Here is an 11,960-nt window from a genome sequence, read left to right on the forward strand (position 1 = left end):
CTCACCAGAACGGCTTGGCGTCCGACAGCTCGTCCAGCGCGGCCCTGGCCTCGCGGGTCATGGCGCCCGTCGCCTCCGGCGCAGCCGACAGGCGGCCGGCGGCGTAGGCGGCTTCCGGATCGCCGTCGGCCAGGGCGGCGGCGCGGGCCAGGTCCGCGCCCAGGCTGGCGTCGTTGAGGCCGCCCAGCGCGTCCTGCATCTGGCGGGCCGCCGTCGACCACCGCTCCAGCCGCTTGGGATGGTCGGGAAACAGCGGGGCCAGGGCGTCGATGGCGTAGCGCAGGCCCTTGCCGCGGATGCGCAAGGCGTGACGGGCCTTGACGTCGAGGGCGTCGAAATCCTCGCCGCGCTCCAGCACGTCCTTGGCCAGCTTCTTCAGCTGTTTGGCCGCGAAGGCCTTGGCCGGCGTGCGGCGAGCCTCGGCGCGCTCGGGATCGTCCAGCCAGTCGCCGGTCTCCAGCCAGGCGGCGATGTCGAGCGCCAGCGGACCGAAGCGTTCGGGGCGGGCGACCTCGACCGCGCGGGCGTAGGCGCCCTGCTGGGCCTCGACCAGGGCCTTGCCCAGCGCGCCCAGGCCCTCGACCGGCTGCGGATCGGCCGAGACCGCCGGACGCCAGACGCCGGCGATGTAGACGTCGAGGTCCCGCGCAGGCCCCAGGGCGTCGGCCAGGGCCTTCAGCGACTCCAGGGCCGGCGTGGCGGCGAGCTTGCCGGTCAGGGGCCGGAAGAGCTTGATCAGCGCCCGCAGGCGGCGGGCGGCGACGCGCAGTTCGTGCACCGCCTCGGGGCCGGGCAGGTCGGCCAGGGTCTCGGCGGCGACGCACAGGCGGCCCAGGGCGGTATTGCCCAGGGCCTGGAAGGCCTCGGCGGCGGTCATGTCGGGCCGCAGCACGGCCGCTTCGCGCCGGGCGGACGGCGCTTCGCCCAGGGCCAGAGCGTAGCCGCGCTCGGCCTTGCTGACGAGGGAAAGGCGCAGGGGCGCGTGGGCCATCAGGTCTCGCGCCAGGGCGAACAGGGCGGCGGGCGCGCCGGTCTTCAGTTCGAGCTCCAGCTCGCTGACGGCGGCGCGGTCGGTTCCGGCCTGCAGCTCGCCGCGATCCAGCGCCGCCTCGATGGTCGCCCCGCCGTGCTCGACCAGGCGCAGGGTGCGCTCGACCCTCGTGGCGAAAACGGGGGCGAGGACGTCGCCGTTGACGATGCGGCCGGCCGGGGTCTGGTCCAGCAGGTCGCGGTCGGGACCGGGGCCAGTGACCGGGGCCTCCCATTCGCCGCGGGCGAACACCCCGCCGGCCGAGGCCGATTTCAGGGTCTGCTTGCGGCCGCCGTCGCCGTCGCGCACCCGCAGGCCGAAGCCCGCCCGTCGCAGGGCATGGTCGGCGGTGTCGTAATAGGTGGCGTCGAGCCGGCGCACGGCCTCGCGACCGTCCAGACGGGCCAGGACCGCGTCGGAAGCCTCCGGGGCGATCAGGAACTTCAGTTCGATTTCGCGGTCCATCATGTGACTATAACCAGCCCGGCGGCGTTTGGCTTCCGCAACGCAACATCGGTGCGCATGCGCGGGCCGTCTTGCCATTCGGATCGCCCAAGTTCAAACCTGCGCGCCATGACGCCGATCAACATCTCCGCACAGCCCCGCCACGACTGGACCCTTTCCGAGGTCGAGGCCCTGTTCGCCCTGCCGTTCATGGAGCTGGTGTTCGAGGCCGCGCGCGTTCACCGCGCCTGGTTCGACCCCTCCGAGATGCAGCTGTCGCAGCTGCTGTCGGTCAAGACCGGCGGCTGCGCCGAGAACTGCGGCTACTGCAGCCAGAGCGCCCACTTCAAGACCGGCCTCAAGGCCGAGAAGCTGATGGAGCCGGCTGTGGTCATCGCCAAGGCCAAGGCCGCCCGCGACGGCGGCGCCCAGCGCTTCTGCATGGGGGCGGCCTGGCGCGAGCTGAAGGACCGCGACCTGCCCAAGCTCGCCGAAATGATCGGCGGGGTGAAGGCGCTGGGCATGGAGACCTGCGCCACCCTGGGCATGCTGACCGCCGAACAGGCCAAGCAGCTGAAGGACGCCGGCCTCGACTACTACAACCACAACCTCGACACCGGCCCGGACTACTACAAGGACGTGGTGACGACCCGCACCTACCAGGAGCGCCTCGACACCCTGGCCTATGTGCGCGACGCGGGCATGAGCACCTGCTGCGGCGGCATCGTCGGCATGGGCGAGACCCGCCGCGACCGCGCCGGCCTGCTGCACCAGCTGGCCACCCTGCCCTCGCACCCCGACAGCCTGCCGATCAACGGCCTGGTGCCGATCAGCGGCACGCCGCTGGGCGACCAGATCCTGGCCGAGGGCGAAAAGGCCATCGACTCCATCGAGTTCGTGCGCACCATCGCCGTGGCCCGCCTCGTCTGCCCGAAAGCCATGGTCCGCCTTTCGGCCGGCCGCGAGGGCATGAACCGCGAGCTGCAGGCCCTGTGCTTCATGGCCGGCGCCAACTCGATCTTCGTCGGCGGCAAGCTGCTGACCACGCCCCTGCCGGACATGGACGACGACAGCCGCCTGTTCCACGACCTCGACCTCAAGCCGATGGTCATGGTGAAGGCCGAAGTCGCGGCGGCGCCCGAGGCTATTCCCGCGGAATAACCTCCACCTCCGTAAAATCCCCGCGAAAGCGGGGACCCAGGCTTTTTCTGAAAGGCCTGGCGCTCGACGATAAAACACCTGGGTCCCCGCTTTCGCGGGGATTTTACGGGTGAGCGTGAGCCCCCAAGCTCGAGCATTTCTGGACGAAATTTAATGAAGGCGGGCCTGAGGCTCGCTTGTCCCGGAGGCCCCGCAACCTATGGTGCGGGGCATCTTCGCTTTTGCGCGAAACCTATTCGGGGCCTTTCATGAAGCTGTTCGCCTCCGCCGCCGTCGCGGCGTTGCTCCTCGCCAATCCGGTACTGGCTCAAGCCGCGCCAAAGCCGGCCGCCAAGGTCACCGGCCAGCTGGCGCAGCTGCCCGACGTCGACATCGCCTACACCAAGTTCACCCTGCCCAACGGCCTGACGGTGATCGTCCACGAGGACCACAAGGCCCCGATCGTGGCGGTGAACGTCTGGTACCACGTCGGCTCCAAGAACGAGCCGAAGGGCCGCACCGGCTTCGCGCACCTGTTCGAGCACCTGATGTTCAACGGCTCGGAGAACTTCAACGACGACTGGTTCAAGGCGCTGGAGAAGCTGGGCGCCACCGACATGAACGGCACCACCAACGAAGACCGCACCAACTACTTCCAGAACGTGCCGACCGCGGCCCTGGACCAGGTGCTGTGGCTGGAAAGCGACCGCATGGGCCACCTGGTCGGCGCCATCGACAAGGCCCGCCTCGACGAGCAGCGCGGCGTCGTCCAGAACGAGAAGCGCCAGGGCCAGAACCAGCCCTACGGCCAGGTCTGGGACGTGATCACCGCCAGCACCTACGACGCCGACCACCCCTACGGCCACACGGTCATCGGCGAGATGGCCGACCTCGACGCGGCCTCGCTGGACGACGTCAAGGACTGGTTCAAGAACTACTACGGCCCGGCCAACGCCGTGCTGGTGCTGGCCGGCGACATCACGCCCGCCGAGGCCAAGGCGAAGGTCGAGAAGTATTTCGGCGACATCCCCTCGGGCCCGCCGGTCACCCGCCAGAAGGCCTGGGTGGCCAAGCGCACCGGCAGCCAGCGCGCCGAGATGCAGGACCGCGTGCCCCAGGCCCGCATCTACAAGATCTGGAACATCCCGCAGTACGGCTCGGCCGAGTCCGACTACCTGGCCCTGCTGGGCGACGTGCTGGTCTCGGACAAGACCTCGCGGCTCTACAAGCGCCTCGTCTACACCGACCAGACCGCCGTCAACGTCGGCGCCGGCGTCAACGACAGCGAGATCGGCAGCCAGTTCATGGTCACCATCACCGTCAAGCCGGGCGGCGACCCGGCGGCGGTGGAAAAGGCCTTCGACGAGGAATTCCAGCGCCTGCTGCGTGACGGTCCCACGCCCGAGGAAGTGGCCAAGGTCCGCACGCTGAGCCTGTCGAACTTCGTGCGCGGGGTCGAGCGCATCGGCGGCTTCGGCGGCAAGTCCGACATCCTGGCCGAAAGCCAAGTCTATCTGGGCTCGCCCGACGCCTACAAGACCAGCCTGGAGCGCGTCCGCGGGGCCACGGCGGCGCAGTTGCAGGCGGCCGGCAAGGCCTGGCTGACCGACGGCGACTTCACCCTGACCGTGACGCCGTTCCTGACCTACACGACCACCGCCGGCGTCGATCGCAAGACGATGCCCGAGGTCGGCGCGACGAAAGCCCCGGCCTTCGCCAAGCTGGAGCGCGCCACCCTGTCGAACGGGATCAAGGTGATCCTGGCCGAACGCCACGAGACCCCGCAGATCCGCATGGGCCTGCTGTTCGACGCCGGCCTCGCCGCCAGCGCCGGCGACAAGGCCGGCCTGACGGGCGTGACCACCAGCATGCTGACCGAAGGCACGACGCATCGCGACGGCCTGACCATCAGCCGCGAACTGGCCCAGCTGGGCGCGGGCATCGGCTCGGGCAGCGGCCTGGACTTCACCCAGGTGTCGCTCAACACCCTGACCACGACGCTCGACCCGGCCCTGGCGATCTATGCCGACGTGCTGCAGAACCCGGCCTTCAAGCCCGAGGACCTGGACCGGTTCAAGAAGCAGAACATCGCCGCCATCCAGCAGGCCAAGCAGAACCCGCAGGCGCTGTCGGGCCGCATCCTGCCGGTCCTGGCCTATGGCGCGGGCTCGCCCTACGGCCAGCTGACGACCGAGGCCTCGATCGCCTCAATCACCCGCGACGACGTCGTGCGCTTCCAGAAGACCTGGCTGCAGCCGCAGGGCGCCACCCTGGTCGTGGTCGGCGACACCACCCTGGCCCAGCTGCTGCCGAAGCTGGAAGCCCAGCTGGGCGGCTGGAAGGGCGCCCAGACCAAGTCGAAGCCGCCGGTGCAGGCCGCGCCCAGCAAGGCGGCGGTCTATCTGATCGACAAGCCCGGCGCCCAGCAGTCGGTGATCACCGCCGGCAACCTGGTGCCGCCGCGCGATCCGAAGGACCAGGCCGCCCTGGACGCCTTCAACACCCTGTTCGGCGGCGACTTCGTCTCGCGCCTGAACATGAACCTGCGCGAGGACAAGCACTGGTCCTACGGCGCCGTCTCGGGCGTGCGCGACGCGCGGGGCTCGCGGCTGTTCCTGATCCGCGCGCCGGTGCAGACCGACAAGACCGCCGAGTCCTTCGCCGAGGCCCGCAAGGAGCTGACCGACATCATCGGCCCGCGTCCGGCGACCCCGGCGGAGCTGGCCAAGGCCCAGAACAGCCTGACCCTGTCGATGCCCGGCAGCTGGGAAACCGGCCAGGCCGTCTCGGACTCGATCGGCGAGCTGGTCAACTACGACCTGCCCGACAGCTATTTCGACGACTATCCGGCCGACGTGCGGGCGGTGACCGTCGACAGCGTCACGGCGGCGGCCAGGAAGGCGATCAAGCCGGACGAACTGGTCTGGGTGATCATCGGCGACCGCGCCGTCATCGAACCCAAGCTCAAGGCCCTGAAGCTCGACATCCAGGTGATCGACGCCGACGGCAAGCCGGTGAAGTAGGGGTTCGCAAGAGCCTGGACATGCGAAGGGCGGCCTCTCGGGGCCGCCCTTTTCTTTTTTCTTCCGTCATTCCCGCCCTTGTGGCGGGAACCCCTGGTTCGGCGCGCACGTGAGGCGCAAGCGGATCGCTGGCGATCCGCCTCGTTCGCACCTGCGACTGACAGAGGGGTTCTCGCCACAAGGGCGAGAATGACGGGAGTTTGGGGGACTGCGGAGCCCTACCGCTCCTCGTCGAAGCGGTTGCCGACCAGCTCCACCAGCGCATCCACGGCGGCTTCGGCTTCGGGGCCTTCGGCGGCGATGTCGATGGTCGAGCCGATGCCGGCGGCCAGCATCATCAGGCCCATGATCGAGCGGGCGTCGACGCTGGAGCCCTCGCGGGCGACCTTGACCTCGGCGTCGAAGCCCGAGGCCAGCTTGACGAACTTGGCCGAAGCCCGGGCGTGCAGCCCGCGCTCGTTGACGATCTCGACCGTGGCTGTCGCCGTTCGACTCATTTTTCTCCCGCCAGCACGTAGGAGGCCACGGAGATGTATTTCCGTCCAGCCTCCTGGGCGTGAGCGACGCAGGCGTCCAGGTCGTCGCGGGTGCGCACGCTGGCCAGCTTGATCAGCATCGGCAGGTTCAGCCCGGCGATGACCTCGGCCTTGGTCTGCTCCATGACCGAGATGGCCAGGTTGCTGGGCGTGCCGCCGAACATGTCGGTCAGCAGGATGACCCCCGCGCCGTCGTCGACGGCGGCGCAGGCCTTCAGAATGTCCGACCGGCGACGCTCCATGTCGTCTTCCGGCCCGATGCAGATGGCCTTCACCGCGGTCTGCGGCCCCACCACATGCTCCATGGCGGAAACGAATTCCTCCGCCAATCGCCCGTGCGTGACGATCACGAGCCCGATCATGCCTGGTCTCTCAAACGGGATCCCCTTCGCCCGAAACGGCAGGGAGGCGCCGCGCGGGCCGCCTTGATACGCTTGTTAGGGACCGACTCCAAGATGCTCCAGCATGCGGGCGATCTTCGCCGGGGCGGCGGGTTCGAGCGGCCACAGGTCGAAGGCGGGTACGGAAACCCCCAAAACCACCTCAAACCGAGGCTCGGGCAGGCGTTCGACGCGTTGCGGGGCCTCGACGCAGCGCACCACCAGCGTGATCTCGGCCAGGCGCAAGGCGGGCTCGGAGACCACGCCGAAGCCCCGGATCTCGACCAGGCCGGCCAGCGGATCGGGCGCGCGGCCGTAGAGCCGGCCCTCGGAGACGAAGGTCACCACCCGATCGTCGGCCACCAGGCGAAAGCCCGCCTCCAGGCTCCGCAGGGCCAGATCGCTCTTGCCCGCGCCCGAAGCGCCCTCGATCAGCGCCCCGCGCCAGCGGCCGGCGACCCGGCGGGCCACCAGCCCGGCATGGCGGATCACTCGCGGCCCCCGTGGCCGTGACCATGGTTGTGATGGCCGTCGCGATGCTCAGGCAGCTCGACCACGAACCGCGCGCCGATCACCTTGCCGGCCTCGTCCTGGCGGTTCTCGGCGTGGATCCTGCCGCCGTGCGCCTCGACGATCTGGCGGGCGATCGACAGGCCCAGGCCCGAATTGCCGCCGAACGCCCGGCCCTTGGGCCGCGAGGTGTAGAAGCGCTCGAAGATGGTCTCAAGATTGTCGGCCGGGATGCCCGGGCCGTCGTCCTCGACCGTCGTGGTCAGGCGGCCGTTCTGGCGGACCAGCCCGACCCGCACTTCGCCGTCGCCGGCGCTGAACGAGCGGGCGTTGTCGATCAGGTTGCGGAACACCTGGCCCACGGGGATTTCCCGCGCCAGCACCCGGACCGGACCGGCAGGCAGGCCGGTCAGGACGACGCGGACGCTGAACGGCGGCTCCTCGCCGCGCACCTGGCCTTGGTAGATGGCCGCGGTCTCGGTCAGCAGGCGCGAAAGGTCGATCGGTCGCGGGGCCTCGCGCGACAGCTCGGCGTCGAGCCTGGAGGCATTGGAGATGTCGGTGACCAGGCGATCCAGCCGGCCGACGTCCTGCTGCAGTATGCCCAGGAGGCGCTGGCGGGCCTTGGGCTCGGTGACGAGGTCCAGGGTCTCGATGGCCGAACGGATCGAGGTCAGCGGGTTCTTGATCTCGTGGGCCACGTCGGCGGCGAAGCGCTCGATGGCCCCCATCCGCTCGGACAGGGCCTCGGTCATCTCTTCCAGAGACCTGGAGAGGTCGCCGATCTCGTCGTTGCGGCGCGAGATGTCGGGCAGGCTGATGGCCCGCGCGCCTTCCAGGCGCACGTGGTCGGCGGCCCGCGCCATGCGCAGCACCGGCTGGGCCACCAGGCGGTGCAGCAGCACGCTTGAGACCAGCACCGCGCCCACCGCCACCAGCACGAAGGGCAGCAGGGCCTTGCGCTCGGCGCTGATGATCTCGTCGACGTCGCCGGCCTCGACGGTCAACACGCCCAGGACCGCCCGGACGTGCTGGATCGGGATCGACACCGACACCACCCGCTCGCCGTTCTCGGCCACGCGCTGCTGCTTGACGGTTTCGCCCATGCGGGCGCGGGCGATCTCCTGATCGAACTCGGCGCGGGCGCGCTCCAGGGCGCGCGGCTTGGCGTCCTTGTCCTGAAGCGATAGGCGGAAGCCGTTGTCGCCGGACTTGCGGGCCGGCGGCAGCACCTTCCATTCGACGCGGTCCTCGACGAGGTAGGAGTCGGCCAGCAGCCGGCCCTGGCCGTCATAGAGGCGGGCGCGCTGCGAGTGGCCGGCGAAGAACGATTGCAGGATGTCGTTGGCCGCCGCCACGTCGAGCGCCGGCTCGGGCTCGCCCACGGTGGCGGCCCGTTCGATGATGTTGGCGATCAGCTCGCCCTGGGTGCTGAGGCTGTCGATCCGCGCATTGATCAGGCCGTTGCGCAGCTCGTTGAGCACCAGGGCCCCGACCACCAGGATGGCCAGGGCCAGCAGGTTCAGGCCGATGATCAGCCGCCCCAGCCGCGAGGCGCGCGGCCAGGCCAGCCGACGCCGCTCGCGCGGCGCAGGCTCAGGACCCGGCTCAGGCCTCGCGGTAGCGGTAGCCGACGCCATACAGGGTTTCGATGGAATCGAACTCGGGGTCCACCTGGCGGAACTTCTTGCGCATCCGCTTGATGTGGCTGTCGATGGTGCGGTCGTCGACATAGACCTGATCGTCGTAGGCGGCGTCCATCAGGTTGTCGCGGCTCTTCACGAAGCCGGGACGCTGGGCCAGCGATTGCAGCAGCAGGAACTCGGTGACCGTCAGGCGCACCGGCTTGCCGTCCCACAGGCTGTCGTGGCGGGCCGGGTCGAGCGTCAGCTTGCCGCGCTTCATCATCTTCGAGCCGGCGGCGCCGGCGGCCGGGGCCGCGGGATCATCCTCCTCGGGACGGGCGCGACGCAGCACGGCCTTCACCCGCTCGAGCAGCAGGCGCTGGCTGAACGGCTTGTGCATGTAGTCGTCGGCCCCGAGGTTGAAGCCGAGGATCTCGTCGATCTCGTCGTCCTTCGAGGTCAGCATGATGACCGGCGTCTCGGACGACTGGCGCAGGCGGCGCAGCACTTCCATGCCGTCCATGCGCGGCATCTTGACGTCCAGGATGACGAGGTCGGGCGGATTGCTTTCCACCGCCTCGAGCCCGGAGACGCCGTCGTAATAGGCCTTCACCGTGTGGCCATGGCTCTCCAGGGCCAGAGAGACCGAAGCAACGATGTTCTCGTCGTCGTCGATGAGCGTGATCTCGGCCAAGCCGTCTAATCCTCCGAAAATCCGTGGGCCGATCCTATCGACCCTGGCGCTCCGCTACAACGCACGGAGCGGCCAAGCTTTCCATCCGGCCTTTTCGAACCCTATTGCGGCCGGGGCGTGGCGGGCTTGGACACAGTTGAGGCGCAGATGCGAACAGCGCGCAAAACACCGGTCTTGGCCCTCAACCTCGCCTTAAGGTCTCGTACGCCATAGTCGAGTCTCAGGAGCCCCATCAGCCCATGAGCGACCAGGTCCATTACGAGCTATTCGTGCGCCGCAAGGTCGGCGCGCAATGGACTCTGGACATGGCTACCGAAATCCGGAGCCACGCCCTGGCGCAGGCCGAGGAAGTCCTGAACTCGGGGCGCGCCGTCGCCGTGCGGGTCTCGAAGGAGACCCTGGACCCCGAAACCCGCGAATATCGCTCCATCTCGATCTTCACCAAGGGCATGGTCGACGGCGGCAAGCCGAAGAAGCCCGTCGAGGAGATGGAGCCGCTGTGCGTGCAGCCGGCCGACCTCTACACGGCCCACGCCCGCGACCGCATCGGCCGCCTGCTGGAAAGCTGGCTGCAACGCCACAAGGCCACGCCCTTCGAGCTGCTGCACCGGCCCGACCTGGTCGAGAAGCTGGAAGCCTCCGGCACCGACCTGCAGCACGCCCTGCAGAAGATCGCCATCCCCGAGGCCGAGGCCCGGGGCATGTCGGTCCACGAACTGATCCGCAACTTCCAGGGCCTGGTCGAACGCTCGGTCGCCAACCTGATGAAGGCCTTCAAGAAGGGCCAGCTGCCGGACCTCGACAAGGAAGGCTTCGCCAAAGCCGCCGAGCGCCTGGCCGCCGACCCGGACCGCGCCTTCCTGCTGGGGGCCGGCGTCGCCGCCTCGATCGCCCCGGCCAAGGACTGGAGCGAGAAGATCGCCCGCCTGCTCGACCTGGCCGACGCCGCGCCGGCCGATCCCAAGGCCCGCGCCGCCGCCCTGGCCGCCATCGAGACCCCGCTGGCCGAGATCATCGGCTCCAAGGCCGGCATGGCCGACCTGCTCAACACCGCCGACGACCTGGGCGCCACGCTGGCGGCCATGACCCGCCTGGCCGGCGGCGCGCAGGTGGAGATGCTGATCAAGGTCGAGGCCAGCGTCCGGGCCTGCATGCCCGAGCTGTCCGGCACGGCCAGGCGCCTGGGCCAATGGCTGACCGGCGACACCTTCCCCACCGTCCGCGCCTCGATCGCCCGCCGGGTGCTCAAGGAGCTGAACGGCGTGCGCCGCCTGAAGCCGACCGACGCCGAGAGCGAGATCGAGCACCTGCGGGCCCTGGCGATGAGCCTGACGGCCGCCGCCGGCCGCATCCTGCCGGCCGAGGACATCACCGCGGCCTTCACCACCCGCTCCAAGACCCTGCTCAACGGCGACTTCATCGAAAGCCTGCTGGGCCGCGACCGCTCGGCGCGCGAAGAGATCGTCATGCTGATCCGCCTGGCCGAGAACGTCATGGGCGCGGTCAACAAGCGCCATGCCGCCCGCTGGCTGTCGGCCAACATCCAGGCCATGCGCTTCGAGAAGGAGATGCGCCAGGGTCCCGACACCCCGTCGGTGAAGCTGGCGGCCCTGGCCGCGCTGCAGAAGTCGCTGGTCCGCTCGGGCCTGGTGCGCGAGGACTACGAGCCGCTGTGCGCCAAGCTGGGCGACGTGGGCGGCATGGTCGAGGCCGACTCTCGCCTGCTGTCGCTGCTGGTCCGCGCGCCCGCGCCCCTGCCCCAGCGCCTGGCCCTGCTGGCGCGCCTGGCCAGCGGCGAGGCCGGCCCCACCGGCCCGGTCGCCGACCGCGCCCGCATCGAGGCCCTGAAACTGGCCCGCGCCCCCGAAGCGCGTGAGGCCCTGGCGGCGAGTCCGGAGACGCTGGACCTGCTCAAGGGCCTGGTGCAGCAGCAACAGGCGGCCTGACCGGACTGAACCTCTCCCATGGGGAGAGGGAGGGGCCCGCGCCGCAGGCGTGGGAGGGTGAGGGGGTACGCCCTCACCGAATAATCCCGAAAATCTCGCAGAGACGACGACGCGCAACCGGCCGCCGTTCCTAACCCCTCACCCTCCCAGGCTTCGCCTGGGCCCCTCCCTCTCCCTTTGGGAGAGGTTTCTATGGGAGCTTGACCGACGAACGCAGGCGGCCAATCTGGCGCCCCTTCCCGCGACCTGCCCGGAACCTCGCCATGGCCTTCATCAGCATCGTCTACCCGGCCCGCGACGGCGCCCGCTTCGACCACGACTATTACGCCCGCACCCACATCCGCATGGTGCGCGAGGCCTTGGCGCCGAGCGGCCTGCTGGACGCCCGGGTCTATCGCGGAGTGTCGGCCCTGGACGGCGGTCCGGCGCCGTTCGTGGCGATGGCTCACCTGACCTTCCGCGACGAGGCCGCCATGCGCGCCTGCCTCGAAAGCCCGGCCGCGCCCGGCCTGCACGCCGACGTGGCCAACTTCACCGACATCGCGCCCGTCATCGAGATCTACGCGGCGGGGTAGAAGCGCCAACCTCTAGAAACCTCTCCCATGGGGAGAGGGAGGGGCCCGCGCCGCAGG

Annotated in this window: 10 protein-coding genes; 4 read left to right on the forward strand and 6 right to left on the reverse strand. The window is 69.7% G+C overall.

What is annotated here, in order from left to right; all coding sequences use genetic code 11:
- Position 1: 1 nt before the first annotated feature.
- Positions 2 to 1,498 (reverse strand): CYTH and CHAD domain-containing protein, encoded by a 1,497-nt coding sequence (locus tag AC07N1_RS02195; RefSeq protein ID WP_494670280.1) that lies wholly within the window; start codon positions 1,496 to 1,498, stop codon positions 2 to 4.
- Between the two features lie 105 nt (positions 1,499 to 1,603).
- Between AC07N1_RS02195 and bioB the strand changes: the two genes are divergently transcribed.
- Positions 1,604 to 2,635 (forward strand): biotin synthase BioB, encoded by a 1,032-nt coding sequence (bioB, locus tag AC07N1_RS02200; RefSeq protein ID WP_494670281.1) that lies wholly within the window; start codon positions 1,604 to 1,606, stop codon positions 2,633 to 2,635.
- Positions 2,636 to 2,883: 248 nt separating this feature from the next.
- On the forward strand, positions 2,884 to 5,637 hold the full coding sequence (locus AC07N1_RS02205; RefSeq protein WP_494670282.1) for a M16 family metallopeptidase: 2,754 nt from the start codon (positions 2,884 to 2,886) through the stop codon (positions 5,635 to 5,637).
- A 218-nt stretch (positions 5,638 to 5,855) separates the two neighbouring features.
- Here AC07N1_RS02205 and AC07N1_RS02210 read toward each other — a convergent pair whose 3' ends face one another.
- The 5 genes from AC07N1_RS02210 to chvI form a co-directional block, all read right to left on the reverse strand.
- Entirely contained in the window at positions 5,856 to 6,134 is a 279-nt protein-coding gene (locus AC07N1_RS02210) for an HPr family phosphocarrier protein (protein ID WP_110119891.1), read from the reverse strand.
- Positions 6,131 to 6,535, reverse strand: a complete 405-nt coding sequence (locus tag AC07N1_RS02215) for a PTS sugar transporter subunit IIA (RefSeq protein ID WP_058348726.1) — start codon at positions 6,533 to 6,535, stop codon at positions 6,131 to 6,133. Before AC07N1_RS02215 ends, AC07N1_RS02210 begins: the two co-directional genes overlap by 4 nt.
- Before the next feature lie 75 nt (positions 6,536 to 6,610).
- On the reverse strand, positions 6,611 to 7,045 hold the full coding sequence (locus tag AC07N1_RS02220; protein WP_494670283.1) for an HPr kinase/phosphorylase: 435 nt from the start codon (positions 7,043 to 7,045) through the stop codon (positions 6,611 to 6,613).
- The gene (gene chvG / locus AC07N1_RS02225) at positions 7,042 to 8,703 is read right to left on the reverse strand and encodes a two-component sensor histidine kinase ChvG (RefSeq protein ID WP_494670284.1); all 1,662 of its coding nucleotides are present in this window, start codon (positions 8,701 to 8,703) and stop codon (positions 7,042 to 7,044) included. Before chvG ends, AC07N1_RS02220 begins: the two co-directional genes overlap by 4 nt.
- On the reverse strand, positions 8,672 to 9,382 hold the full coding sequence (chvI, locus tag AC07N1_RS02230; protein WP_494670285.1) for a two-component response regulator ChvI: 711 nt from the start codon (positions 9,380 to 9,382) through the stop codon (positions 8,672 to 8,674). Before chvI ends, chvG begins: the two co-directional genes overlap by 32 nt.
- A 239-nt stretch (positions 9,383 to 9,621) precedes the next feature.
- On the opposite strand from chvI, the gene AC07N1_RS02235 reads away from it, so the two are divergent.
- Positions 9,622 to 11,328 (forward strand): hypothetical protein, encoded by a 1,707-nt coding sequence (locus AC07N1_RS02235; protein WP_494670286.1) that lies wholly within the window; start codon positions 9,622 to 9,624, stop codon positions 11,326 to 11,328.
- 263 nt (positions 11,329 to 11,591) lie between these two features.
- Positions 11,592 to 11,903, forward strand: coding sequence for an EthD family reductase (locus tag AC07N1_RS02240; protein WP_494670287.1), 312 nt, complete (start codon positions 11,592 to 11,594; stop codon positions 11,901 to 11,903).
- Positions 11,904 to 11,960 lie beyond the last annotated feature (57 nt).

The organism is Caulobacter sp. GW821-FHT09B11 (assembly GCF_059418205.1).

Coding starts and splice junctions, on each gene's coding strand:
- AC07N1_RS02235 (WP_494670286.1), top strand. CDS start 9,622: ATGAGCGACCAGGTCCATTACGAGCTATTCGTGCGCCGCAAGGTCGGC.
- AC07N1_RS02195 (WP_494670280.1), bottom strand. CDS start 1,498: ATGATGGACCGCGAAATCGAACTGAAGTTCCTGATCGCCCCGGAGGCT.
- chvG (WP_494670284.1), bottom strand. CDS start 8,703: ATGGCGTCGGCTACCGCTACCGCGAGGCCTGAGCCGGGTCCTGAGCCT.
- AC07N1_RS02210 (WP_110119891.1), bottom strand. CDS start 6,134: ATGAGTCGAACGGCGACAGCCACGGTCGAGATCGTCAACGAGCGCGGG.
- AC07N1_RS02215 (WP_058348726.1), bottom strand. CDS start 6,535: ATGATCGGGCTCGTGATCGTCACGCACGGGCGATTGGCGGAGGAATTC.
- AC07N1_RS02205 (WP_494670282.1), top strand. CDS start 2,884: ATGAAGCTGTTCGCCTCCGCCGCCGTCGCGGCGTTGCTCCTCGCCAAT.
- AC07N1_RS02240 (WP_494670287.1), top strand. CDS start 11,592: ATGGCCTTCATCAGCATCGTCTACCCGGCCCGCGACGGCGCCCGCTTC.
- bioB (WP_494670281.1), top strand. CDS start 1,604: ATGACGCCGATCAACATCTCCGCACAGCCCCGCCACGACTGGACCCTT.